General features: G+C 67.8%; 21 protein-coding genes. 13 read left to right on the top strand and 8 right to left on the bottom strand.

What is annotated here, in order from left to right:
• The first annotated feature begins 2 nt into the window (after positions 1-2).
• The 5 genes from kdpA to ACZK2G_RS01660 are packed head-to-tail and all read left to right on the top strand — an operon-like array spanning position 3 to position 7,833.
• Complete coding sequence (gene kdpA / locus ACZK2G_RS01680; protein ID WP_136639892.1) at positions 3-1,712, top strand: potassium-transporting ATPase subunit KdpA; 1,710 nt, start codon at positions 3-5, stop codon at positions 1,710-1,712.
• A 10-nt stretch (positions 1,713-1,722) separates the two neighbouring features.
• Entirely contained in the window at positions 1,723-3,780 is a 2,058-nt protein-coding gene (gene kdpB, locus ACZK2G_RS01675) for a potassium-transporting ATPase subunit KdpB (RefSeq protein ID WP_100435505.1), read from the top strand.
• A complete protein-coding gene (gene kdpC / locus ACZK2G_RS01670; protein WP_049421487.1) occupies positions 3,777-4,427 on the top strand; it encodes a potassium-transporting ATPase subunit KdpC in 651 nt (216 codons plus the stop codon). Before kdpB ends, kdpC begins: the two co-directional genes overlap by 4 nt.
• A 51-nt stretch (positions 4,428-4,478) precedes the next feature.
• Complete coding sequence (locus ACZK2G_RS01665; protein WP_295376194.1) at positions 4,479-7,139, top strand: ATP-binding protein; 2,661 nt, start codon at positions 4,479-4,481, stop codon at positions 7,137-7,139.
• Complete coding sequence (locus ACZK2G_RS01660; RefSeq protein WP_136639896.1) at positions 7,120-7,833, top strand: response regulator transcription factor; 714 nt, start codon at positions 7,120-7,122, stop codon at positions 7,831-7,833. The genes ACZK2G_RS01665 and ACZK2G_RS01660 overlap by 20 nt, the downstream gene beginning before the upstream one ends.
• 281 nt (positions 7,834-8,114) lie before the next feature.
• On the opposite strand, the gene ACZK2G_RS01655 is transcribed toward ACZK2G_RS01660, so the two are convergent.
• Genes ACZK2G_RS01655 through coaBC form a run of 3 tightly spaced genes read right to left on the bottom strand, consistent with a single transcriptional unit; the run spans position 8,115 to position 12,208 of the window.
• The gene (locus tag ACZK2G_RS01655) at positions 8,115-10,463 is read right to left on the bottom strand and encodes a phosphomannomutase/phosphoglucomutase (protein WP_478474495.1); all 2,349 of its coding nucleotides are present in this window, start codon (positions 10,461-10,463) and stop codon (positions 8,115-8,117) included.
• Between the two features lie 12 nt (positions 10,464-10,475).
• Positions 10,476-10,949 (bottom strand): dUTP diphosphatase, encoded by a 474-nt coding sequence (dut, locus tag ACZK2G_RS01650; RefSeq protein WP_005407763.1) that lies wholly within the window; start codon positions 10,947-10,949, stop codon positions 10,476-10,478.
• On the bottom strand, positions 10,946-12,208 hold the full coding sequence (gene coaBC, locus ACZK2G_RS01645) for a bifunctional phosphopantothenoylcysteine decarboxylase/phosphopantothenate--cysteine ligase CoaBC (RefSeq protein ID WP_136639898.1): 1,263 nt from the start codon (positions 12,206-12,208) through the stop codon (positions 10,946-10,948). The genes dut and coaBC overlap by 4 nt, the downstream gene beginning before the upstream one ends.
• A gap of 228 nt (positions 12,209-12,436) precedes the next feature.
• Here coaBC and ACZK2G_RS01640 point away from each other — a divergent pair, with 228 nt between their 5' ends.
• The 4 genes from ACZK2G_RS01640 to ACZK2G_RS01625 all read left to right on the top strand — a co-directional run bounded on the left by ACZK2G_RS01640 (position 12,437) and on the right by ACZK2G_RS01625 (position 16,568).
• Entirely contained in the window at positions 12,437-13,063 is a 627-nt protein-coding gene (locus ACZK2G_RS01640; RefSeq protein ID WP_046984104.1) for a response regulator, read from the top strand.
• A 70-nt stretch (positions 13,064-13,133) separates the two neighbouring features.
• Positions 13,134-13,838 carry a RadC family protein gene (gene radC, locus ACZK2G_RS01635; protein ID WP_046984117.1) on the top strand — a complete coding sequence of 235 codons (705 nt, stop codon included), beginning with the start codon at positions 13,134-13,136 and terminating at the stop codon, positions 13,836-13,838.
• Between the two features lie 114 nt (positions 13,839-13,952).
• Complete coding sequence (gene argS / locus ACZK2G_RS01630) at positions 13,953-15,641, top strand: arginine--tRNA ligase (RefSeq protein WP_046984105.1); 1,689 nt, start codon at positions 13,953-13,955, stop codon at positions 15,639-15,641.
• A 21-nt stretch (positions 15,642-15,662) separates the two neighbouring features.
• Positions 15,663-16,568, top strand: coding sequence for an SPOR domain-containing protein (locus ACZK2G_RS01625; protein WP_046984106.1), 906 nt, complete (start codon positions 15,663-15,665; stop codon positions 16,566-16,568).
• A 99-nt stretch (positions 16,569-16,667) separates the two neighbouring features.
• Here ACZK2G_RS01625 and ACZK2G_RS01620 read toward each other — a convergent pair whose 3' ends face one another.
• Positions 16,668-17,420 carry an SDR family NAD(P)-dependent oxidoreductase gene (locus ACZK2G_RS01620; protein ID WP_012509809.1) on the bottom strand — a complete coding sequence of 251 codons (753 nt, stop codon included), beginning with the start codon at positions 17,418-17,420 and terminating at the stop codon, positions 16,668-16,670.
• Positions 17,421-17,582: 162 nt separating this feature from the next.
• On the opposite strand from ACZK2G_RS01620, the gene ACZK2G_RS01615 reads away from it, so the two are divergent.
• Positions 17,583-18,050 (top strand): YehS family protein, encoded by a 468-nt coding sequence (locus ACZK2G_RS01615; RefSeq protein ID WP_046984107.1) that lies wholly within the window; start codon positions 17,583-17,585, stop codon positions 18,048-18,050.
• Here ACZK2G_RS01615 and ACZK2G_RS01610 read toward each other — a convergent pair.
• Positions 18,019-18,906, bottom strand: a complete 888-nt coding sequence (locus tag ACZK2G_RS01610) for a LysR family transcriptional regulator (protein WP_478474491.1) — start codon at positions 18,904-18,906, stop codon at positions 18,019-18,021. The genes ACZK2G_RS01615 and ACZK2G_RS01610 overlap by 32 nt on opposite strands.
• Positions 18,907-19,049: 143 nt before the next feature.
• Here ACZK2G_RS01610 and ACZK2G_RS01605 point away from each other — a divergent pair, with 143 nt between their 5' ends.
• Entirely contained in the window at positions 19,050-20,198 is a 1,149-nt protein-coding gene (locus ACZK2G_RS01605) for an MFS transporter (protein WP_478475550.1), read from the top strand.
• Here the strand turns inward: ACZK2G_RS01605 and ACZK2G_RS01600 are convergent.
• Positions 20,195-20,893: a TorF family putative porin gene (locus ACZK2G_RS01600; RefSeq protein ID WP_046984110.1), complete on the bottom strand. Its 699-nt coding sequence runs from the start codon at positions 20,891-20,893 to the stop codon at positions 20,195-20,197. The two genes, ACZK2G_RS01605 and ACZK2G_RS01600, sit on opposite strands and share 4 nt — an antisense overlap.
• Positions 20,894-21,057: 164 nt before the next feature.
• On the opposite strand from ACZK2G_RS01600, the gene ACZK2G_RS01595 reads away from it, so the two are divergent.
• A complete protein-coding gene (locus tag ACZK2G_RS01595; protein ID WP_046984111.1) occupies positions 21,058-21,447 on the top strand; it encodes a DUF6165 family protein in 390 nt (129 codons plus the stop codon).
• A gap of 6 nt (positions 21,448-21,453) precedes the next feature.
• On the opposite strand, the gene ACZK2G_RS01590 is transcribed toward ACZK2G_RS01595, so the two are convergent.
• Both ACZK2G_RS01590 and ACZK2G_RS01585 read right to left on the bottom strand, forming a co-directional pair.
• Positions 21,454-22,131, bottom strand: coding sequence for a response regulator (locus ACZK2G_RS01590; protein ID WP_478474489.1), 678 nt, complete (start codon positions 22,129-22,131; stop codon positions 21,454-21,456).
• Positions 22,132-22,322: 191 nt separating this feature from the next.
• Entirely contained in the window at positions 22,323-22,895 is a 573-nt protein-coding gene (locus ACZK2G_RS01585) for an OmpO family porin (protein WP_046984113.1), read from the bottom strand.
• Between the two features lie 210 nt (positions 22,896-23,105).
• On the opposite strand from ACZK2G_RS01585, the gene ACZK2G_RS01580 reads away from it, so the two are divergent.
• Entirely contained in the window at positions 23,106-25,508 is a 2,403-nt protein-coding gene (locus tag ACZK2G_RS01580) for a S9 family peptidase (protein ID WP_478474488.1), read from the top strand.
• The last annotated feature ends 17 nt before the right edge of the window (positions 25,509-25,525 follow it).

Here is a 25,525-nt window from a genome sequence, read left to right as displayed (position 1 = left end):
CCATGACTGAGATTATTGTCATTCTTGCCGCCAGCCTGCTGCTGGCCTGGCCGTTGGGCCTGTATCTGGCGCGCGTGATGCGTGGCGCGCCGATGAAGGTCGACGTGTTGTTCCACTGGATCGAGAAACCGCTGTACAGGGTGTTCGGCGTCGACCCGTCGCGCTCGATGTCCTGGCGCGGCTACGTGCTGGCCTTCGTGCTGAGCAACGTGGTGGTGGCGGTGCTGACCCAGGCGGTGTTCATGACCCAGGCCTGGCTGCCGCTGAATCCGGACCAGATCCCGAACATGCGCTGGGACACCGCGCTGCACACGATGATCTCGTTCCTGACCAACACCAACCAGCAGCACTATTCGGGCCAGGCGCAGCTGTCCTACCTCTCGCAGATGACCGGCATCACCGGCCTGCAGGTGGTGACGCCGATGATGGGCCTGGCGCTGGCGGTGGCCACGCTGCGCGCGTTGTTCTCGCGTTCGCCGCAGGCCGCAGCGGCCAGTGGTACCGGTGATGACCGCCAGGTGGCGGTGGGCAACTACTACGTGGACGTGGTACGCCTGTGCGTGCGCTTCCTGCTGCCGCTGTGCCTGGTGTGGACGCTGGTGCTGACCAGCCAGGGCGTGCCGTCGACGATGGCCGGTGGGCCACAGGCGACGCCTATCGATGCCAGCGCTGGCATGGCCGAACAGAAACTGCCGCTGGGCCCGGTGGCGGCGATGGTCGCAGCCAAGCAGCTCGGTGCCAACGGCGGCGGCTGGTACGGCCCGAACAGCAGCTTCCCGCTGGAGAACCCGACGCCGGTTTCGAATGCGCTGGAAATCGTTGGCATCCTGCTGGTGCCGATGGCAGTGATCTTCATGATCGGCGCGTTCACCGGCCGACGCCGCTTCGGCGTCCTGGTGTTCAGCTGCATGCTCGGCATGTCGCTGCTGTCCACCGGCGCCATGGTGTGGAGCGAGGGGCATAGTGCCAGCGCCGCCACGCCGCTGCTGATGGAAGGCAAGGAGGTACGCTTTGGCGCCGATGGCACCGCGCTGTGGGCGGCGGTGACCACCCAGGTCTCCAACGGTTCGGTCAACGGCATGCACGATTCGCTGGCACCACTGAGTGGCGGCATCGCGATGGTCAACATGCTGGTCAGCGCGATCTGGGGCGGTATCGGCTGCGGCCTGCAGCAGTTCATCGTGTACCTGCTGCTGGGCGTGTTCCTGGCCGGGTTGATGACCGGGCGTACGCCGGAACTGTTCGGCCGCAAGCTGGAGACGCCGCAGGTACGCCTGCTGGCCCTGCTGGTGCTGCTGCAGCCGATCACCCTGCTGGTGTTCACCGCGATAACCCTGGCCGTGCCCGGCCTGGCCGGCACCTCCAACCCCGGTTTCCATGGCATCAGCCAGGTCTTCTACGAGTACGTATCGGCCTATGCCAACAACGGTTCGGGCTTCGAAGGACTGGGTGACGCCACGCTCTGGTGGAACCTCAGTTGCTCGCTGGTGCTGCTGCTGGGCCGCTTCCCGCTGCTGATCATCCCGCTGGTCGTGGCCGCACAGCTGGCCGCCAAGCGCCAGGCACCGGAATCGGCCGGCAGCCTGCAGATCGAAACCCCGACCTTCGCCCTGACCCTGGTCTCGGTGATCGTCATCCTGACCGTGCTGCAGTTCATGCCGGCGCTGGTACTCGGCCCGATCGCCGACCACCTGAGCCTGGGACTGCACTAAGGACACCCTGATGAGTACCCAAGCAAGTTCAACCCGTAGTACCCATGCACCGCGCCCTGCCCTGCTTGATGGCGCCGGCCTGCGCCGTGCGCTGATCGAAGCGGTTCTCAAGCTGTCGCCGATGCATCTGGTGCGCAGCCCGGTGATGGCGGTGGTGATGGCCGGCACGATCGTCGCCGCGATCGTCACCCTGACCGGCAACGCGCCGCTCGGCTTTGGCCTGGCAGTGACCGCGATCCTGCTGGTGACCGTGCTGTTCGGCAACTTCGCCGAAGCCGTGGCCGAAGCACGTGGCCGTGGCCAGGCCGCGTCGCTGCGGCGTGCCCGCCAGGATCTGGTGGCACGCCGGCTGGCCGCGCCGCAACCGGGTGCCGCCGAAACCCAGGTGCCGGCCGCCGAACTGCGCCCGGGCGACCACGTGATCGTCAGCGCCGGTGAGCTGGTGCCGGCCGATGGCGAGATCGTGCAGGGCCTGGCCACCATCAACGAAGCCGCGGTGACCGGCGAATCGGCGCCGGTGCTGCGCGAGGCCGGTACCGACCGCTCCGGCGTGATCGGCGGCACCAAGGTGCTGTCCGACCAGATCATCGTGCGGGTGACCGCCGAACCGGGCCACAGCTTCCTGGACCGGATGATCGCGCTGGTGGAAGGCGCCAACCGCCAGAAGACCCCGAACGAGATCGCGCTGACCCTGTTGCTGGCGGCGATGACGCTGACCTTCCTGGTGGTGGTGGCAACGCTGCCGGCCATTGGTGCCTCGGTCGGCGTCAAGGTCGACCCGCTGCTGCTGATCGCGCTGCTGGTGTGCCTGATCCCGACCACCATCGGCGGCCTGCTGCCGGCCATCGGCATCGCCGGCATGAACCGTGCGCTGGCCGCCAATGTGCTGGCCAAGTCGGGCAAGGCGGTGGAAGTGGCCGGCGACGTCGACGTGCTGCTGCTGGACAAGACCGGCACCATCACCTACGGCGACCGCCAGGCCAGCCATTTCCATCCGCTGGCCGGCATCGACGCCAGCCAGCTGCGCGAAGCAGCACTGCTCTCTTCGCTGGCCGACCCGACCCCGGAAGGCAAGTCGATCGTGCGCCTGGCGCGCGAACAGGGCTGCGCCACCGCCGAACCGGAGCAGGCCGAGTACCTGGCGTTCAGTGCGCAGACCCGCATGTCCGGCGTGGATCTGGAACATGGGCGGCAGATCCGCAAGGGCGCCGCCGATGCGATCCGTGCCCACGTACAGGCGCTGGGCGGCAACGTGCCGGCTGAACTGGCCGGTCGCGTCGAGCAGGTCGCACGCAATGGTGCCACCCCGCTGGTGGTGGCCGAAGGTCGCCACGTGCTGGGCGTGATCGAGCTGTCGGACGTGGTCAAGCACGGCATGCGCGAGAAGTTCGCGCAGCTGCGGGCGATGGGCATCCGCACGGTGATGATCACCGGCGACAATCCGCTGACCGCCGCCGCCATCGCCGCCGAAGCCGGCGTCGACGACTACATCGCCGAAGCGCGCCCGGAAGACAAGCTGGCACGCATCCGCCAGGAACAGGCCGGTGGCCGCCTGGTGGCGATGGTCGGCGACGGCACCAACGACGCACCGGCGCTCGCCCAGGCCGACATCGGCCTGGCAATGAACTCCGGCACGCAGGCGGCAAAGGAGGCCGGCAACATGGTCGACCTCGATTCGGATCCGGCCAAGCTGCTGGCAGTGGTGGAAGTGGGCAAGCAACAGCTGATCACCCGCGGTGCGCTGACCACCTTCTCGCTGGCCAACGACGTCTCCAAGTACTTCGCGATCCTGCCGGCGCTGTTCGCCGCCGCCGTGCCGACCATGGCCGCATTGAACGTGATGCAGCTGTCGAGCCCGCGCAATGCGGTGCTGGCGGCGCTGATCTTCAACGCCCTGGTGATTCCCGCCCTGATCCCGCTCGCCCTGCGTGGCGTGCGCTTCCGCCCGGCCACTGCAACCGCGCTGCTGCGCCGGAACATGCTGGTGTACGGCCTCGGCGGCGTGCTGCTGCCGTTCGCGGCGATCAAGGCGATCGACCTCCTTCTTGTCCTGGTATTCGGCGCATGAACCGTACTGCTTCCACTTCATCTTCCCTTCCGCGCGAACAGAAGGCCGAGGCCCGCGTGGCCAGCCTGCAGGATGGTGCCAGCTGGCGCCCGGCGATCGGTCTGGGCCTGGCCACACTGCTGCTGGCGGGTGCGGTCTACGCCGGCATCGCCACTGGTTTTGCCGGCCTGGCGTACCCGACCCAGGCCGAGGGCAGCCTGCTGCGCGATGGCAACGGCCAGGTTCGCGGCTCGGCGTGGCTGTCGCAGCCGTTCACGGGTGACGGCTATTTCCAGGCGCGTCCGTCGGCGGCCAACTATGACCCGATGGCCGCTGCCGGTTCCAACATGGCCCGCAGCAACCCGGCCCTGGCCGAACGTGTTGCCGCCAGCACTGCTGCGGTCGCCGCGCGCGAAGGCGTCACCCCGGCGCAGGTACCGGCGGACCTGGTCACACAGTCCGCGGGTGGCCTGGATCCGCAGCTGTCGCCGGCCGCGGCGCAGCTGCAGGTGGCACGCGTGGCGCGCGCCCGTGGCCTGCCGGTGGAGCGCGTGCAGGCCCTGGTACAGGCGCATACCGAGGGACGCCAGTGGGGCCTGTTCGGGCAGCCACGGGTGAACGTGGTGACGCTGAACTTCGCACTGGACCACGCGGCCAAGGCACCGTGATGCCGGCCTGCACCGGCTGCGCGCACAATGGCGGCCATGACAGCGGCACCCATGACTGATGCGCGTACCCGCCAGGCCGATGCCCTGGTCGAAGGCCTGCAACGCGAAGCCGGCGGCAAGCTGACCGTGTTCCTCGGTGCGGCGCCGGGCGTGGGCAAGACCTACACGATGCTGACCCGCGCGCAGGAACAGCTGCGCCGCGGTGTCGACCTGGTGGTGGGCCTGGTGGAAACCCATGGCCGTGCCGATACCCAGGCATTGCTGGAAGGCCTGCCGCAGCTGCCGCTGAAGGACGTGGATTACCACGGCCACACCCTGCAGGAGATGGATCTGGATGCCGTGCTCGCACGGCATCCGGCGCTGGTGCTGGTGGACGAACTGGCGCACCGCAATGCGCCGGGCAGCCGCCACGAGCGGCGCTGGCAGGATGTGATGGAGCTGCTGGACGCCGGCATCGACGTTTGGACCACGGTCAACATCCAGCATCTGGAAAGCCTCAACGATGTGGTGATGCGCATCACCGGCGTGCGCGTGAGCGAGACCGTGCCGGACGGTGTGCTCGACCGCCTGCACGACATCGTGCTGGTCGACCTGCCGCCACGCGAACTGATCGCGCGCCTGCAGCAGGGCAAGGTCTATGTGCCCGAACAGGCCGCGCAGGCCCTGCAGGCATTCTTCTCGCCAGCCAACCTGACCGCGTTGCGCGAACTTGCGATGCAGGAGGCCGCCGACCGCGTCGACAGCAGCCTGCGCGAAGCACGGGCGGCACGCGGCGAGAGCAACCTGCCGCTGCGGCGTGGCGTGTTGGTGGCCATTGATGGCGGCGGCCAGAGCGAATACCTGGTGCGGGTGGCGCGGCGCATCGCCGAACGCCGCGACGCGCCGTGGACGGTGGTGACCGTGCAGGGCCGGCGCCAGGACGAGGCGACCCGGCGCGAAATCGATGCGGCCTTTGCACTGGCACGTCGGCTGGGCGGCGACGCCGAACTGCTGCATGGTTCGAGCATCGCCGATGCCCTGCTCGACCATGCCGCGCACAACGGCGTGTCGACCCTGGTGCTGGGCCGGACCCGCGAACGTCCGCTGGCGCGGATGTTCAACCGCACCCTGACCCAGCAGCTGATCCAGCGCGGCGCGCACTACGAGATCACCATCATCAGCACCCCGCAGGCGCGGGCGCGCTCGCGCCGCGAGGGCCTGCTGCCGCCGGTGCGCGGCATCAGCTACGAGCCAGCGCAGGCGCTGATCGCTACCGCACTGGCCTGCGCAGTGGCGTGGCTGGCCGAGCGCTGGGTCGGCATGGCCGACCTGTCGATGGTGTTCATCGTGGCGGTGGTAGTGGTGGCCGCGCGCACGCGCGCCAGCGTGGCGGTGATGGCGGCGATCCTGTGTTTCCTCGCCTACAACTTCCTGTTCATCGCGCCGCGCTTCACCTTCGCCATCGGTGCACGCCAGGGCGTGATCACCGTGTTCCTGTTCCTGGCCGCCGCCTTGGTGGCCGGACGGCTGGCCTCGCGCTTGCGCATGCAGGTGATCGCGCTGCGTGCAGCCAACCGCCATGCGCGTGCGCGCCAGCAGCTGGGCCGGCAGCTGGCCAGTGCGGCCGGCAATGGCGAGGTCGCACAGGCCGGCAGGCTGGCACTGGAACAGGCAATGGACGTTCCGGCGTGGCTGCGCATTGGAACAGACACCGCGGCCGGTGGTCGCAGCCAGCCGGGGGACACCGATCTGGCCGCCGCCGACTGGGCGCTGCGCCATGGCCAGCCCAGCGGCCGCTTCACCGATACCCTGGCCGGTGCGCAGTGGTGGTTCCTGCCACTGCTGGATGGCGAGGACCGCGCCATTGGCGTGGCCGGCCTGTACCTGCCCGGCGCGCAGGCGCGCCTGCTGCCCGAGCAACGGCAGCTGGCCGAGGCAATGGTCGATGACATCGCCCAGGCCGCGCTTCGCACACGGCTGGTGGCCGAACTGGAACAGGCGCACGTCAGCAACGAGACCGAGCGGTTGCGCTCGGCCCTGCTCTCTTCGGTGTCGCACGACCTACGCTCGCCACTGGCGGCGATGATCGGCTCGGCAGACAGCCTGGCCAGCTACGGTGCGGCGATGGATACGGCTGATCGCCGCGCCCTGCTGGACACCATCCTGGTCGAGGGCGAACGGCTGGACCGCTACATCCAGAACCTGCTGGACATGACCCGCCTCGGCCATGAAGGGCTGAAGATCAACCGCGACTGGATCGGCGTGGACGAACTGATCGGCTCGGCAGCGCGACGCCTGCAGCGCTATCAGCCGAAGGTGCGGCTGGAGCTCGACATTCCTTCCACGCTGGCGCCGATCTGGGTGCATCCGGCGCTGGTCGAACAAGCCGTGTTCAACGTGATGGAGAACGCGGCCAAGTTCTCGCCGCCCGACGCCGCCGTACAGGTACAAGCGCGCGAGCTGGACGGCCAGCTGCGCATCGACGTGATCGATGCCGGCCCCGGCATTCCCGACGACGAGCGTGCGCGCATCTTCGACATGTTCTACAGCGTCGAACGCGGTGACCGCGGCCGCCACGGCACCGGTCTTGGCCTGACCATCTGCCAGGGCATGATCGGTGCGCATGGTGGCAGCGTGCAGGCGCTGCCCGGGCGCGACGGTCGCGGTACCCTGATCCGCATCACCCTGCCCCTGCTCAAGCCAGTCTCCCACGATGAGTCCGACCCCGATTGATGCCAGCGTCCCGGCCCCGCGCGTGCTGGTGATCGATGATGAAACCCAGATCCGCCGGTTCCTGGACATCAGCCTGCGTGCGCAGGGTTACCAGGTGCGGCAGGCCGCCACCGGCCAGGAAGGCCTGCAGCTGGCCGCCAGCGAGGACATGGATCTGGTGATCCTGGATATCGGCCTGCCGGACATGGAAGGCCACGAGGTACTGGAACAGCTGCGGCAGTGGAGCCAGGTGCCGGTGATCATGTTGACCGTGCGTGCCGGCGAAACCGAGAAGGTGCGCGCGCTGGATACAGGCGCGAACGACTACGTGACCAAGCCATTCGGCACGCAGGAACTGATGGCGCGGGTGCGGGCATTGCTGCGCACGCGCAGCGTACCCAGCGACGGCACGCCGCCGGTGTTCGACGACGGCCACCTGCACGTGGACCTGGTGCGCCGCGAAGTGGCACTCGATGGCGAGCCGGTGGCATTGACCCGCAAGGAATACGCGTTGCTGTCACTACTGCTGCGCAACGCCGGGCGGGTGGTGACCCAGCCGCAGATCCTGCAGGAGATCTGGGGACCGACCCACCAGCACGACACTCATTACCTGCGCATCCTGGTCGGCAAGCTGCGGCACAAGCTGGGCGATTCAGCGCTGGATTCGCGCTACCTGTTCACCGAACCCGGCGTGGGTTTGCGGTTCAAGGGTTGAGGCGTGTCGACCAAGGTCGACACCTACCAGAGCCAACCCTGGTCGGCACCTGGGGGCAGAGCCCGTGCCGTTCCGACAGCTCGCGGGAAACTGTCGAAGGCGGGGTGGGTCGGGTTGCGGGGGTGTCCGCGGCATGGATGCCGCGGCCAAGCCCCCAGGGACGGGTTCACGGCGTCCCCCGCAACCGGACCCACCCCGCCATCCCACGGATAGCCCGCTTTTGACGTTGATGTTGCTGTTGCTGTTGCTTCGGCGGGTGCCGGGCGCGGCCCGGCTCCTCCTCAGAACCCCAGCGGGGTGTCGCCCAGCACCGGCTGCAGCTGGCTGCGGAACAGCGCCTGGATGCGTTCCAGTGCCGCCTCGTCGTTGCCTTCGAAACGCAGCACCAGCACCGGCGTGGTGTTGGAGGCGCGCACCAGGCCCCAGCCATCGGGGAAGTCCACGCGCAGGCCATCGATAGTCGACAGCCGACCGCCCACATACGGGTTGTCCGGCGACTGCGCCGCCGCCACCAGCATCGCCACCAGCGCATGCGGCGTGCCTTCGGCCACCGGCACCTTCAGTTCCGGCGTGGCCACCATCTCCGGCAGCTCGGCCAACACCTCATCCGGCGTTTCCTCGCGCTGGGCCAGGATCTCCAGCAGGCGCGCGGCCGCATACAGGCCGTCATCGAAACCGAACCAGCGCTCCTTGAAGAAGAAGTGGCCGCTCATCTCGCCGGCCAGTTCGGCATCGGTCTCGCGCATCTTCGCCTTCATCAGCGAATGCCCGGTCTTCCACATCAGCGGGCTGCCACCATTGCGCAGCACGTGGTCGGACAGCTTGCCGGTGCACTTCACGTCGTAGATCACCATCGCGCCCGGGTTGCGCATCAGCACATCGGCCGCGAACAACATCAGCAGGCGGTCGGCATAGATGATCTTGCCTTCGCCGGTGACCACGCCCAACCGGTCTCCGTCGCCATCGAAGGCGACGCCGAGGTCGGCGCCGAAACGCTTGACCGTCTGCACCAGGTCTTCCAGGTTGGCCGGTTCGCTCGGGTCCGGATGATGGTTGGGGAAGCTGCCGTCGACATCGCAGTACAGCGGAATGACCTCAGCGCCGATCGCTTCCAGCAGCTGGGGTGCGAGCGCGCCTGCGACACCGTTGCCGGCATCGGCCACGACCTTCAACGGGCGGTCCAGCTGCACGTCGTCGGCGATGCGCTGGATGTAGTCGGCCGCAACGTCGCGCTGCTGGTAGTCACCCGGTTCGGCGGCCTGTACCAAGCGGCCCTCGACGATGCGCTGGTAGAGGTCGGTGATCGCATCGCCGGACAGCGTTTCACCTCCGATGACCACCTTGAAGCCGTTGTACTCCGGCGGATTGTGGCTGCCGGTCACGGCCACGCAGGTCCCCGTGCGCAGATGGAAGGCGGCGTAGTACACCAGCGGGGTCGGCGCCAGGCCGATGTCGATCACCGCGCAACCGGCGCGCCTCAGGCCTTCGGCCAGGCCGGCGGCCAGTTCCGGGCCGGACAGGCGGCCATCGCGGCCAATCACCACCTCGCGCAGGCCCTGCTCCAGTGCCACGGTGCCGATGGCCTGGCCTATCAATGCCGCGGTCTTCGGCGTCAGTTCGCTGCCGACCACGCCACGGATGTCGTAGGCACGGAAGATGCCGGCGGCCAGCGCCTCGGCCGGCACCGGTGGTGGCGGCGGTGGCGTGGCATCGCCACTGCTGGTCACGGCGGCCGCCGCTGGCGGAGCCTGCTGCAGGCTTTCACTCAGGGTAGGGCCATGGTCGGCAACCGCCGCAGCGGCGCGACGCGGCAGTGGCAGCGTCTTCGGCAGGCGGCCACGGCCGACCACCAGCAGCACGGCAATGAACGCCAGCAGCAGTGCGACGATGGCGCTGGCCAGCGCGCCCAAGCCCAGTGGCCCGGCTTCGACATTGGGGACCGCGGCCACCAGGCGCAGCGGAGTGCCGTTGACCGGCCGTGCCAGTGCCTCGGCGCTCTCGGCGAGGCTGGCATCGCCCTGGGTGACCAGATCATGCATACCCTGGCGCAGACTCAGGAAACCCGTAGTCGGTGCACTGACCTGATCCAGCGGCGCGGTCAGCCGCAGCAACGGCTGGCGCACGTAGAGCACCGCCGGTCCCAGGCTGCCCAGCTGCACCGGCGCGGCCAGGCCCAGGCGGTTGCCACCGCCATCGCGGACCACGCGCAGGCTGGGCTTGCCTTCGGCCAATGCCGCTTCCAGCAGCGCCAATCGGGCATAGCCAAAGGCGGCCGGGGCAGCGTAGGCGTTGGCCAGATCGGCGGTCAGCACTTCCGCCTGTTCCACGCCGGTCCAGCTCTCGCGCACGGCCAGTGCCGCTGCCGCGGCATCACCGGCCTGCAGCGCCTGCTGCACGCGTTCGTTCTTCAGCTGCTGCTGCAGCTGCTTCAGCTGGCCGGCTGCAGCGTCCTGCAGGCCCTGCACGGCCTGGTCACGCGCTTCTTCCAGCGCCTGCCCATTGGCTTCCTGCCGCCATTGCTGCACCGCGCTCCATCCGAACCAACCGGCCAGCAGGACCAGCAGCACCCCCAGTAGTGGCGCGCTGCGTCCCAACGACCGTCCCCGCTGTCCTTCCCCGATGCCGCTCATCGATGTCCCCCGTCAACGCACCCCGGTATGGCCGAATCCACCCGTTCCCCGCACGCTGTCGGTGAAAGTATCCACCACCTGCAGGCTGACGCGGGCAATCGGCACCACCACCAGCTGCGCGATGCGATCGCCCGGCTCGATGGTGAAGGCCTCACGGCCACGGTTCCAGACGCTGATCAACAGCGGACCCTGGTAGTCGGCGTCGATCAGGCCGGTACCGTTGCCGAGCACAATGCCGTGGCGATGGCCCAGCCCCGAACGCGGCAGGATCACCGCGCACAGGTGCGGATCGGCGATATGGATGGCCAGGCCGCTGGGCACCAGCGCGGTATCGCCCGGCTGCAGGGTCAGCGCGGTATCCAGCGCCGCGCGCAGGTCCATGCCGGCGCTGGCTTCGGTGGCATAGGCCGGCAGCGGCCAGCTGTCGCCGAAGCGCGGATCGAGCAGCTTGACCTGCAGCGGTTGGGAAGTGGATGCCTGGGTCATGCCTGGAGTCTCCGCGCGATCAGCGCCAGCAGTTGTTCGGCCAGCTCGCGCTTGGAGGTGGCCGGGAATACCTGTTCACCATCCTGCCAGAAGGCAGTGGCGGCATTGTTGTCGCTCTCGAAACCGCCGCCGCTGATGCCGACCTGATTGGCGATCACCAGGTCCAGGCGCTTGTCGACCAGCTTGCCCCGCGCATATTTCTCCACGTCGTGGGTCTCGGCGGCAAAGCCGACCACCAGCTTCAGCGACTGCGTCTGCGCGGCCACCTCGGCCAGGATGTCCGGCGTGCGCACCAGCTCGATCACCAGCGACTGACTGTCCGCGGTCTTCTTCAGCTTCTGCGGCGCGACCTGGCGCGGCGTGTAGTCGGAAACGGCCGCCGCACCGATGTAGATGTCGGCCGGCAGCGACTTCAGCACGGCATCGCGCATCTGCGCGGCAGAGCGCACATCGATACGCTGCACCCCCGGCGGCGTCGGCAGCTGCACCGGGCCACTGACCAGCACCACCTGGGCGCCAAGCGCAGTGGCTGCGGCGGCCAGGGCAAAGCCCATCTTGCCGCTGCTGCGGTTGCCGACGTAGCGCACCGGGTCAATGTCCTCATAGGTGGGGCCGGCGCTGATCAGCAGGCGCAGGCCCTGCAGCGCGCGGGTTTCCGGCGCGGCAGCCGGTGCCTCGGCACTGCCGTTGGCGGCCAGCGCGGCGACGATGTCACCCGGTTCGGCCAGACGGCCAGGACCGGATTCGCCTTCGGCCAGCGGACCGTCAACCGGGCCGATCACCTGCGCGCCACGCTGGCGCAGCAGGGCGATATTGGCCTGGGTGGCCGGGTGCAGCCACATGCGATGGTTCATCGCCGGGCAGATCGTCAGCGGCGCGGTGCTGGCCAGGCACAGGGTGCTGACCAGGTCATCGGCATGGCCCTGGGCCAGCCGCGCCAGCAGATCGGCGGTGCCGGGGGCGACCACGATGCGGTCGGCCCAGCGGGCCAGCTCGATGTGTCCCATGGCCTGTTCGGCGGCACTGTCCCACAGCGTGGTGCGGGTAGGCTGCCCGGACAGGGCCTGGAAACTGAGCGGAGTGACGAACTGCTGGGCACCGGCGGTCATCGCCACCTGCACCTGGGCACCGGCGTCGCGCAGGCGCCGCACCAGCTCCAAAGCCTTGTAGGCCGCGATCCCGCCTCCGACGCACAACAGCAGTTTCTGACCTTCCAGCGCGCGGGCCGGCGCGGGAGAAGCATTGGGGGAGTCAGCCACCTGGAATTCCTGTGCAAACGAGGGCGGTAGCTTACCCGATGGTCGGTAATGTCCCGGTACACGGCATACATAGCGGGCGGCTATCAGCAGATGGAGTCCGCCCGTATTGACCTGGCAGACGCCGGGCATCGGTTTCGGACCTTTCCTATACCGTTACGACCCCGCCCTTTTGCAGAATCAGACGTTGGCCGCTGTGTGCAGCGGTCCGTTCGATCTCCGAGGAAGCGCGTGCACCCACGCATCATCATCGCCGACGACCATCCTGTGGTCCTGCACGGCATCCGCGTCGTGCTGCAGACCCACCTGATGGACGTGGTCGGCAGTGCGTGCGATGGCGCCGAGCTGCTTCAGCTGGTGGACAACAACGACTGCGATGCAGTGCTGACCGATCTGTCGATGCCCGGCGCCGGGCCGGATGGTCCGGAACTGATCGATGCCCTGCGCGCGTACCATCCCCACCTGCCGGTGGTGGTGCTGACCGGCGCGCGGCATCCGGGCCTGCTTGATGGCCTCCTGCGCGAGGGCATCAATGGGCTGGTCGACAAATGCGCCGATTTCGCCGAGGTGCCACAGGCATTGAATGCAGCACTGGCGGGGCAGGTGTTCGTCTCCCGACAGCTTCGCCACCACCTGCAGGCCCGCGACCTTATGTTCCCGCGCGAACCGGCACCGCTGTCGGCACGCGAGCAGGAGGTGCTGGATCTGCTGGCGGCCGGGCTCAGCGTGAACGCCGTCGCCGAGCACTGCGGGCGCAGTCCGAAGACGATCAGCCGGCAGAAGGCTGAAGCCAAGCGCAAGCTGGGCCTGCAGAACAACCAGGAACTGTTCGACTACCTGCAGACCCGGCGCGACTGAGGTATCGCCCGACCCGGAGCCGCGGTGTGCGCTGATGGGCTGCGCCGACCGGGCTGGCGATGATGCAGGCATGCCCATCCACGACTGGCCCGAACAGGAACGTCCCCGCGAAAAGCTGATGGCACGCGGACCCACGGCACTTTCCGATGCCGAACTGCTGGCGCTGTTCCTGGGCTCGGGCTTCGGCGGCCGCGATGCCGTGCAGACCGCGCGCGACCTGCTGCAGGCCCATGGTCCGCTACGGGTGCTTCTGGACCGCCCCGCACGTGAACTTGCGCGGCTGCCCGGGCTGGGCCCGGCACGCAGCTGTACGCTGGCCGCCGGGCTGGAACTGGCCCATCGCTACCTGGCCGCCGAGCTGGAACATGGCGAGGCGGTCGGCAACAATCCGGCCGCGGTTGGCCGCTATCTGCAGCACCGCCTGCGCGGGCAGGCCCGGGAGATCTTCATGGCCCTGTTCCTGGACAACCGCCACCGGCTGATCGCCTGCGAGGAGTTGTTCCACGGCACCATCAACGCCGCCCCGGTCTACCCTCGCGAGGTGGTGCGGCGAGCCCTGCTGCACAATGCGGCGGCGGTGATCCTCAGCCACAACCACCCCTCGGGCGACCCGGAGCCCTCCGGCGCCGACACCCGCATCACCGACGAACTGCAGCAGGCGCTGGCACTGGTGGATGTGCGGCTGCTGGACCACTTCGTGGTGGGTGAGGGTCGTCCCGTTTCGTTTGCTGAACGAGGCCTGCTGTCACCGCCCCAGCCCCGCCTGTTCGGCTGAGCGCCCGCCCTGCGTGGGCAGCCGGACGGCGCCATCGGCAGGTTCCGGTCAGCGTGGCCGCTGGTATCTGCGCTAAAATGGGCGATTCCGCCGCTCATTCTCACAGCAGGCCTCGTGAAAAATCTCCTCCGCGCCCTGATCAGCCAAGGCATCGAAGCCTTGCGCGCCAATGGCACCCTGCCCGCCGACTCCCTGCCGCCGGACTTCGTGGTCGAGCGCCCGAAGACCCGCGACCACGGCGACTTCGCAACCAACGCCGCAATGCTGCTGGCCAAGGCCGCGCGCAGCAATCCGCGCGCACTGGCACAGGCGCTGGTCGAGGCGCTGCCGCGCAGCGAGGACGTCAGCAAGGTCGAGATCGCTGGCCCCGGCTTCATCAATTTCTATCTGGCCCCGGCCGCGTACCAGCGTGAAGCCGCGTCGGTCATCAAGGAAGGTCACGACTACGGCCGCAACCTGTCCGGTAATGGCCGCACGGTGGGCGTGGAATACGTGTCGGCCAACCCGACCGGCCCGTTGCATGTCGGCCACGGCCGCGCCGCGGCGATCGGCGACTGCGTGGCGCGCGTGCTCGACGCCAACGGCTGGAACGCCAAGCGCGAGTTCTACTACAACGACGCCGGCGTGCAGATCGAGAACCTGGCGCTGTCCACCCAGGCGCGAATCAAGGGCATCGCGCCGGACCAGGACGGCTGGCCGGAAGGCGGCTACCGCGGTGAATACATCGCCGACGTCGCCCGCGCCTACATGGCCGGCGCCAGCGTCGATCTGGAAGGCAGCACCGTGGTCGGCGCCAAGGACCCGGACGACATGCAGGCGATCCGTCGCTTCGCCGTGGCCTACCTGCGCAACGAGCAGAACCTGGACCTGGCTGCATTCGGCGTCGACTTCGACATCTACTTCCTGGAAAGCTCGCTGTACGCCGATGGCAAGGTCGCCGAAGCGGTCGCCAAGCTGCAGGCCTCGGGCCACACCTACGAGGAAGGCGGCGCGCTGTGGCTGCGCAGCACCGACTTCGGTGACGACAAGGACCGCGTGATGCGCAAGTCCGACGGCACCTTCACCTACTTCGTGCCGGACGTGGCCTACCACCTGTCCAAGTGGCAGCGCGGCTACGAGCGCGCGATCACCGAGCTGGGAGCCGACCACCATGGTTCACTGGCACGCGTGCGCGCCGGCCTGCAGGCCATGGAAGTGGGCATCCCGCAGGGCTGGCCGGAATACGTGCTGCACCAGATGGTCACCGTCATGCGCGGCGGCGAGGAAGTGAAGCTGTCCAAGCGTGCCGGCAGCTACTTCACCCTGCGCGACCTGATCGAAGAAGCCGGCCGCGATGCCACCCGTTGGTTCCTGATCGCGCGCAAGCCCGATTCGCAGCTGACCTTCGACATCGACCTGGCCCGCCAGCAGAGCAACGACAACCCGGTGTTCTACGTGCAATACGCGCACGCCCGCGTCTGCAGCCTGCTGCGCCAGGCGCAGGAGAAGGGCCTGGTGTACGAGCAGGGCAATGGCCTTGCCAACTTCGGCCGCCTGGCCGACGACGCGTCGCTGCTGCTGATGAACGAGATCTCGCGGTACCCGGAAGTGGTGGAGGCAGCCGGCGTGGCGCTGGAACCGCATCTGGTGGCGCAGTACCTGCGTGAATTGGCGCACGCGTTCCACACGTGGTATCACGGGACGCCGGTACTGGTGGAAGACGCTGCCGATCGCAACGCCAAGCTGACCCTGGCCTGCGCAGCGCGCCAGGTGCTGGCCAACGGCCTCGAACTCCTGGGCGTCAGCGCCCCGGAAAAAATGTAAGCATCAGGAGACGCAGTACACATGGCAGCACGACGCGGCAAAAACCAGGCACGACGCAACAGCAGCAGCCAGGGCACACCCGGATGGGTGTGGCTGGTCGCTGGCGTGGCGATCGCGGCCGTGGTGTTCCTGGCGGCGCCGAACCTGTTCAAGGGCGAAGGCGATGGCTTCCTGCGCGCCGGTCCGCAGCCCAACCCGAACGCGCAGCCAGCCCCGGTCGCTGATGCCGACAGCGATGTCGGCACCCAGCCGGCCGCGCAGCCAGCCACGCCGAAGCCGGCAGAACCAGAAAAGCCGGCCGCCACCCAGTACGACTTCTACACCCTGCTGCCGGGCAAGGAAGTCGAGATGTCCGACGCCGAGCTGGCCGCCAGCGCGCGTGCCGAAGACCAGCGCCGGGCCAAGGCCGAAGCGCAGCGTGCGCAGGCAGCACTGGAAGGCAAGCCGGTTCCGCCGGCCACCGCCACTGCGCCGGCACCGACGGCAACTGCCAGCGTGGCCAGCACTGCACCGGTCACCGCCACCAGCCGTCCGCTGCCGGCACCGCTGAGCGAGCGTCCGGCAGTGGCAACGCCGGCGGCCAACACCACTGCGGCTTCGAACAACACGGCTGCGGCCACCGCGGCACCGCGTGCGGAAGCTGCACCGGCTGCGACCAGCACAGCGGCCACTGCCGCACCCGCTGCTGCCGACAACGCCCGCTACATCCTGCAGGCAGGCGCTTTCGGTGCCTCCGGCGATGCCGAGGCGACGAAGGCCAAGCTGGCGATGATGGGGTTGGCCGCACGCGTGGAGTCGGCACAGATCAACGGCAAGACCGTGTACCGCGTGCGCATGGGGCCGTATGGCAGTGCTGGCGAGCTGTCCGAAGCCAAGCAGAAGCTGGATGGCACCGGCCTGCAGGCGATGGCGATCAAGGCGCAGTAAGCCTGCCGATGTGAATGAAAAAGCCGGGCATTGCCCGGCTTTTTTTGTGCTTCTGTAGAGCCGAGCCCATGCTCGGCTCTACAGGACGCACGGCGCAGGTCAGCCTTCGCGGGCGACCTGGAAACCGGCGAAGGACTGGCTGACCGGCATCAGTTCCAGGCGGTTGATGTTGAGATGCGGCGGCAGCGTGGCCACCCAGAAGATCTGTTCGGCGATGTCTTCGGCGGTCATCGGGTTGGCGCCGGTATAGAGCTTGTCCGACGCAGCCTGATCGCCATGGGTACGCACCACGGTGAACTCGGTTTCGGCCATGCCCGGCTCGATCGTGGTCACGCGCACACCGGTGCCATGCAGATCCGAGCGCAGGCCCAGCGAGAACTGGCTGACGAAGGCCTTGGTGCCACCGTAAGCATTGCCGCCCGGGTAGGGATAGACGCCGGCCACCGAGGAAATGTTGATGATCGCACCCTTGCGCTCGACCAGCTGCGGCAGCAGCCGGTGGGTCAGGGTCACCAGCGCGGTGATGTTGGTGTCGATCATCGTGGTCCAGTCGGACAGCTTTGCGCTCTGTGCCGGCGCGGTGCCCTGTGCCAGCCCAGCGTTGTTGACCAGCAGGTCGATCTCACCGAAGGCCGGCGGCAGCGCCAGCAGCGCCGCTTCCATCGCCACCGGGTCGCGGATGTCGAAGACCGCGGCATGCACCACGTCCTTGCCATAGCGTTCGACCAACGGCTGCAGGCGTTCGCCGCGGCGGCCGGTGGCGATCACCTTCCAGCCCGCCTGGGCGAAGCGGTGGACGGCAGCGGCGCCGAAGCCGGAAGTGGCGCCGGTAATCAGGACAGTGCGGGTCATCAGGCAACTCCAGGGGGAAAACCAGACCCCCATTCTGGCACCGTCGACCGATCCCCGTGTTGCCGGATCGGCCAGAACCTGGAGCAGAACCAGGGTCAGATCCCTTTGCCGCCAGCAAAGGGATCTGACCCCACCTGCCGGGGTGACCGGTACAATTGGGCCATGATCAACAACGATGTCCTGCGCAGCGTGCGCTACTCCCTGGACCTGGGCGACCACCACGTGGTGACCCTGTGCCAGCTGGCCGACCCGGCCTTCGCGGTGGATACCGAGCAGGTGAAGGCCTGGCTGCGCCGCGATGACGAAGCCGGCTTCGAGGCGATGAATGACAGCGCGCTGGCCCACTTCCTCGATGGCCTGATCGTGCACCTGCGTGGTCGCGACGAGAGCCAGCCGCAACGCGCGGTGGAAACCCGCATCGACAACAACCTGGTGCTGAAGAAGCTGCGCGTAGCCTTCCAGCTGCGTGACGTGGACCTGTTGGAGATCTTCGCCAGCGCCGGTTTCAACGTCTCCAAGTCGGAAATCGGTGCGCTGTTCCGCCAGCCCGGCCACACCAACTACCGGCGCTGCCTGGACCAGATGCTGCGCAACTTCCTCAAGGGCCTGAGCCTGCGCCTGCGCGGCTGAGCACGGCCGCGACGAACGCCCGTGCCGCCGGCGTCGGCAACCGCTGCCAGACCAGGTGCACGCGGCGGGTCGGGGTCGGCTGCAGCGGAATCTGGACCACCCCCTCGAACCCTTCGGCGATCAACGCCGGCACGATCCCGACCGCCAGCCCATGGCGGACGAAGCGCTCGACCAGTTCCATCAGGTTGACCTCGAAACGCACCGTGTGCGGCAGGCCTGCAGCGGCGAACGCATCATCGGTCTGCCGGCGCGCGCCGGTGCCGCGCGGGAAGTCGACCAGCGCTTCATCCTGCAGCGCGGCCAATGGCAGCCGCGTGTGCCCGGCCAACCGGTGCGACGGCGCCAGCACCGCCACCAGGTCTTCCTCCTGCAGCATCTGGTGGCACACGCCATCCAGCCCCGCCGAGGGCGCCAACCCGACCAGGGCGACATCCAGTTCGCGCGACTGCACCTGCGCGATCAGGTCCTCGCTCTTGTCCACCCGCAGCTGGAATTCAACCTGCGGGTGTACCTGCTGGAAGGCCGCCAGCATCGCCACCACGTCGATGTCGGTCAGCGAAGAGATCTGCCCGATCGCCAACAACCCGCGTACTTCGCCGCTGACTGCGGCGACGTCGGCACGCAGGTGGCGCAGGCTGGCCAGCACCTGCCGCGCGTGAACCAGCAGCACTTCACCGGCGGCGGTGGCACGTACCTGGCGCGGCAGGCGTTCGAACAGTGGCGTGCCCAGCTCCTGTTCCAGATTGGCAATCTGATGGCTGAGCGCCGACTGCACCACATGGCAGCGCTCGGCGGCACGGGTGAAGTTGCCCTCCTCGGCCAGGGCGACGGCAAATTCAAGCTGCTTGAGATTCACACAACCATCTCATTTCCAGATGACAGGGATGATGATGATTCATTTCCATCATGACTGCAGCGGGCGGACACTGTGCACCCCGCATTCTGGAACACCGCGTGAGCCCGTCCCTCCCCCCTCTGCACCGCTGGCAGGTGCTGCTGATGTCGGTCGCCACTGGCGTGGCCGTAGCCAGCAACTACTATGCGCAGCCGCTGCTGCACACCATCGCCGATGCCTTCGGCCTGCCATTCGGCCAGGTCGGCATGGTGGTCACCGTGGCGCAGCTGAGCTATGCCGCCGGGCTGATCCTGCTGGTGCCGCTGGGTGACCTGTTCGAGCGCCGCCGGCTGATCGTGGTGATGACGCTGTTGTCGGCCAGTGGACTGGTGATCAGCGCCTGCGCGCCGTCACTCACGTGGCTGCTGGTGGGCACGGCGATCACCGGCCTGTTCTCGGTGGTGGCGCAGGTGCTGGTGCCATTTGCGGCCACCCTGGCCGCACCGGAGCATCGTGGCCGGGTGGTTGGTACGCTGATGAGTGGCCTGCTGCTGGGCATCCTGCTGGCGCGCACCGTGGCCGGGCTGCTGTCGAGCCTTGGCGACTGGCGCCTGGTCTATGCAATCGCCGCCGGCACCCTGGTGCTGACCGCGCTGGCGCTGCAACGTGGCCTGCCACGCTTCCACCACAGCGCAGGCCTCAGCTACTTCGCCCTGCTGCGCTCGATCGGCTCCCTGTTCGTGCATGAGCCGGTGCTGCGCCATCGCACGTTGCTGGGTGCATGCAGCTTCGCCATGTTCGCGATCTTCTGGACGCCACTGGCGTTCCTGCTCGCACAGCCACCGTACGCCTACAGCGACGCCACCATCGGCCTGTTCGGACTGGTCGGTGCAGCCGGCACGCTGGCCGCGGGCCTGGCCGGGCGCATGTCCGACCGTGGCCAGACCGGCCGTGCCACGGCCATCGCGCTGGTACTGTTGCTGCTGTCGTGGCTGCCACTGGGGCTGTCGGCGCACTCGCTGCTGGCACTGCTGGTGGGCGTGGTGGTGCTGGACCTGGCCGCGCAGCTGCTGCACGTCAGCAACCAGAACCTGATCTATGCGCTGCAACCGGCTGCGCGCAACCGCCTCAATGCCGGCTACATGACCGGCTACTTCATCGGCGGCTCGCTGGGTTCACTGCTGTCGGCCCAGGTCTACCAGCGCTTCGGCTGGACCGGCGTCTGCGTGGCCGGCGCCGCTGTTGCCGCACTGGCCCTGCTGCTGTGGTTGCCCGGCGCGCTGCGTGCGCGCCAGGCCACAGCTGCCAACTAGAAACTGCCCTGCAGCGCCAGCTCCCAACGTCCCCCGGCGTTGCCCGGGAACAGGCGCTTGGCTGCGTTGTCGGTGTCGTGCACGGTGGCCCGCAGCTCCCACGCCGGGGTCAGCGTGGCAATGGCACTGAGCTGACCATGCAGGTAATCCGGCCCCTGTGCGGTGGCCAGCCAATACTGGCCTACCGCCGCCTCCAGCCGGACGCGCTCGTGCAGCGGCACACGCACGCCGAGCTGGGCATAGGTGCCGCGATGACCGCCGGCCAGCGCATCATTGGAATGCGCGACCTGCAGCCAGGCGCGCTGCTTCCAGGTCAACGTGGTATTGAGTTCGGTCCAATCCAGCGCGCGGCCAGTGCCTGGGTACACGTAGCGGGTCAGGTTGGCATCCAGCGTCCAGTCCGCTGCCAGTGCGCCACTCCAACCGGCCACCAGGTCGAACTCGCTGCGCGCGCCGTTGTCCGGCTTGAACGATACGTTTGAGCCCCACGCGCTGGCGTACCAACCGGATGCGAGTGCCACTTTTGCGCCCACCTGCGCTGCAGGGTCGCCGTCGCTCTGCGAGCTGCCGCGCCACACGTAGTCGCTGGTCAATGCTGCACTGCCACTCACCTGCACCTGGGCCTGCGCGCTGCCGATACCCAGCATTCCTGCCAGCGCGGCCACCATCGCTGCCATCATCCCCTTGCTGTTCACTGCACTGTGTTCCTCGTCGAAGGCGGTCACGCCGCCGGGACAGCAGTGTCGGAGGGAGCGGCGTAACGGATCGAGGGTACTGCCCGGCCCGCAGCGCAAATTCGGCGTAAATCCCGCTGCGGTGGGCGCGGTATCATGCAGGCCTGTTTCCAGGAACCAACCACGTGGACGCCATCCTGACCCCGGTATCGATCGGCGAGCTGATCGACAAGATCACCATTCTCGAGATCAAGGCCGAGCGCATCGACGATGCCGCCAAGCTGGCCAACGTGCGCACCGAGCTGGACGGCCTGCTGCCGTTGCTGCAGCAGCAGTTGCAGGCACAGCCCGCGCTTGCCGCGCTGAAGCAGCAGCTGAAGGCGATCAACGAACGCATGTGGGACATCCAGGACCAGCTGCGCGACAAGGAAGCGGCGCAGGTGTTCGATGATGCATTCATCCAGCTCGCGCGCGGCGTGTATGGCACCAATGGTGAGCGCGTGCAGGTGAAGAACGAGATCAACCGCGTGGCCGGTTCGGCCCTGGTGGAAGAGAAGCAGTACCAGGGCGAATGAGCCCGCTCATCCGCATTCGAGCAGGTGCCGGATGCGGAACAGCTCACCATCGCTGTGGATACCGAGCTTCTCGTAGGCCGTCCGCTTCTGCGTGCTGACCGTACTGGCGGTGCGCCCGAAGCGCCGCGCCACCTCTCCGGTAGTGCAGCCCTGCAGCACCAGCCGGAGCACCTCGCGCTCGCGTCGGCTCAAGGGCGTGAGCACCGGCGCCGGTGTGCGCCGCATGCGCGATCGATTCAACTGCGTGCGCAGCTCCGGGGGCACGAAGCGGCCGCCACGGGCCAGCATGTCGATCGCACGCATCAGCATCGCTGGCGAAGTGCCCTTGGGAAGAAATCCGCGCGCACCGGCCTGCATCGCCATGGTCACCGTGCTTGCATTGCAGTGTTCGGACAGCACCAGCACCGGCAACAGCGGCCAGCGTCGTGACAACAGCCGCAGCAGGGCGAGGCCCTGTTCGGGTCCTCGCGGCGCCAACAGATCGATCAGCAACAGGTCGATGCCACCGGGTTGGCGATGCAGCAGGTCGAGCAGATCACCTTCGCGGGTGAAGCTGCCACAGATCTGCACGCCGCCGTGCTGGCGCAGCACTACCTCCACCCCCAGCCGCAGCACGGGGTGCGGCGCCAGCATTGCCAGGCGGCGGGGTCGATCGAGGGGCAGAGCGGGAACAGCAGGCGGCATCACGCGGATCCGGCGGTACGAAGTGCCCACCGTAGGCCCGCGTCTGGAGCAGCGGAATCCAATTTATTGCAACGCACCAAAGACGCGCGCAGGCGCTCAGCTGCGGTTTCGGATCGCTCCAACGCGACAGGCCCGGCATGAGCCGGGCCTGTCGAGGCATCTTCAAGCGCGCATGCGCGCCGAGGAAGCAGTTACCAGCTGAAGCGCGGGCCGACGGTGTATTCCTTGTCGCCGTCGCGGTTCATCTTCAGCTCGCCGTTCAGGCCCCAGTTCTGGTTCAGCTTGACCTGGCCACCCAGGCGACCGTACCACTGGCCTTCCGGATTGATGCCGTGCTTCTTCGAGAAGTCTTCGTAGCCGACCATGCCGTAGACCTCGGCGTGGGCACCGAAAGCGGTGCGGATGCCGGCTTCGGCGCTGTAGCCGTTGAAGTCCAGGCCGTGCTTCTGGTCGCGCTTCTGGTAAGCAACGCGGGCAACGAAGTCGGTGGTCGGAGCGATTTCAACGTTGTAGCCGGCGCCGATCTTCCACTGGTCCAGCTTGATGTTGGTGTTGTCGATTTCCTGGCGGCTGTACTCACCGAAGGCGTGGAAGTTCGGCAGGAAGCCGTAGGAACCCTTCACGCCCCAACCGTCGGCCTTGAACGCATCGATGTCGGTCTTGGCGTAGTCAGCTTCGGCGTAGTTGTAGGACAGGTTCTCAGCAGCCGAGGCGGTGAACGGCAGGGCAGCGGCCAGGGCCAGAGCAATCAGCGAATTCTTCATGGGGGTACACCTTTACTTTCTTATGGTGTGCAGCAGCGCCAGGGCGCCATCGCATCGGGAATGTAAATTCTCCGTTATTCGCCACAACGCTCCCTGAAAACAGCGGTCTTCGCATTGCTGAATTTTTTGGCTTGATTCAGGCTGCGTCTGGCATACGCGCGCGCCACGCGTGCATCTGCCATCCATCGATGATTGCAACAGGAGGTTGCCTTGCACCTGCCCTACCCGCTGCAGATGACTGTCCGCGCTGCTGTCCTGGCCTGCGCGGCCCTGTTTTCCTCCGCGCCTGCGCACGCACTGCAGGCCGCTGACTACCGGCGCGCCGAACGCGTGCACGACAGTCATCTGCGCGGTGCGCTGCGCAATGCCTCGCTCCTGCCAAACTGGCTGGCTGATGGCCGCTTCTGGTACGAACGCGAAGACGCGCAGGGCCGACGCCAGGCGGTGTTGGTCGATCCGGCGAACGCTATGCGTACGATCCTGTTCGAACCCGATGTGCTGGACGCCGCAGTTGCACCTCTCGGTACCCACGGGCCACGCCTGCGCTTGAACAGCGTGCAGGTACTGCATGATGGCCTGCGCCTGCAGTTCAACGGCGAGGCGGCAATCAACTGCCAATGGCCACGCCTGCAGTGTACGGCCGCACAACAGGCGCCGCCGCCAGCCGATGCATTGCCGTCGCCCGGCGGTGACGCCTGGCTGCAGCTGCGCGACCACAATCTGTGGCTGCAGCGCTCTGGAACGGCGCCGCGCGCACTGACCAGCGGCGGTGAAGCCGGCCACGGCTATGGTGTGCTGCCGGACTTCAGCCTGCGCGGCATTCCGCGCAGCCAGGGCCGGATGCCGCCGCGGCCATTCGCGGTCGGCTGGTCGCCGGATGGCAGCTACGTGGCCGGCATCCGCTACGACGAACGCGCGCTGCAGGACTACCCCTATCTGGAAAGCAGCCCGACCCACAGCGCGCGGCCGCGCGTGCATACCGTGAAGCTGGGGGTGCTGGGTGACACCGATCAGGTGCGCGACAGCCTGTACGTGGTCGATACCCGCAACGGCAGGCAGCATGACATCGCGCTGCCCGAGGGTTGGAACACGCTCAGTGAGGCCGGCATCCTGGGTTGGGACGGTGACCGGTTGTATGCCGCGATCGCGCACTTCGGCACAACGCGCAAGCTGCGCCTGGTGGAGATCGATGCCGGCAGCGGTGCAGTGCGCACCGTGCTGGAAGAAGCCAGCGATACCCGCCTGCAGCTCAACGTGTATTCGTACAACCGGCCAGCGGTGGCGATCCTGCCCGGCCAGGACACTGCGGTGTGGTTCTCGCAGCGCGATGGCCGGGGCCACCTGTACCGGGTGCGCCTGTCCGACGGGAAGGTGATGCAACAACTGACCCACGGTCCATGGGTGGTGCGTGACCTGCTCGGCGTGGACGTTGTGAGTGGCTGGGCATACTTCAGCGCCGGCGGCGTCGACGGTGGCGATCCCTACGTGCGCGGCCTGTACCGGGTATCGCTGCAGGGCGGCCCCATCCAGCGCCTGGCCGCCGATGGCAGCGACCATCTGGCCGATGCCGGCAGCGGCGCTTTGTTCGGTGATCGCGCCCCGCAGGCCCTGTCACCGCGGGGCGACTACCTGGTCGATACCGTCTCCAGTCTCGATCAACCGCCACGCACCGTGCTGCGGGCCAGCGATGACGGCCGTGAAGTGATGGTGCTGGAAACAGCCGATGACAGGGCGATCGTTGCTGCCGGTTGGCGCCCACCACACCGCGAACGACTGCTGGCCGCCGATGGCCGCACGCCGATCTTCGCCACCGTCTACCTGCCCCGCGACTATCGCGATGACGGCAGCTTCCCGGTGATCGACGCGATGTACGGTGGTTCCTTCATCAGCAATGCGCCGGTCACCTACGCCGAGGCGGTGTCCGCCTTGAATCCGGTGTCACGCGCCAGCCTGGCCGAACTCGGCTTCGTGGTGGTCAGCATCGACGCGCGCGGTACCGGCGGCCGTGACAAGGCGTTCCATGACAGCAGCTTCGTGCAAGCCGCCGATGTGCAGCTGGATGACCACGTGGCCGCGCTGCGCCAGCTGGGCGCGCGCTACCGAGGTATCGATCTGCAACGGGTGGGCATCTACGGGCATTCGTTCGGTGGCTACAGTGCAGCGCGCGCCCTGCTGCGCTACCCGGCGTTCTACAAGGTGGGGGTGGCCTCGGCCGGCAGCCACAATTTCCAGGGCATGTACGGTGGGGCCGTTCATGGCATGGACCGGCTGTTCGGTGGCGTGCTGCCGGCCACGACCACTGCCGACGGTGTGCCGGCGCCGTTTGCCGGACTCGACAATGCAGCGCTGGCCGGCAACCTGCGCGGTCACCTGATGCTGGTCTATGGCGAGCTGGACGAAAACGCACCTCCGGCATTGACCCTGCAGCTGGCCGCCGCCCTGAACAAGGCCCAGCGCAGCTACGACCTGCTGTACCTGGCCCGGCAGGACCACGAACTGTTCCGCAACGACGCCACCTACACGCACCGCATGTGGGACTACTTCGTGCGCCACCTGGCGGGCCAGCAGCCACCGGATACGATGCTGGCGCCGCTGCCTGGTGGTCCGGGCTGAACAGGCGCACACAGGAT

Source organism: Stenotrophomonas sp. 107298_Sma (genome assembly GCF_056480345.1).
Note: the sequence above shows the minus strand (reverse complement) of the source record. Positions and strands in the feature narration are given on the sequence as shown.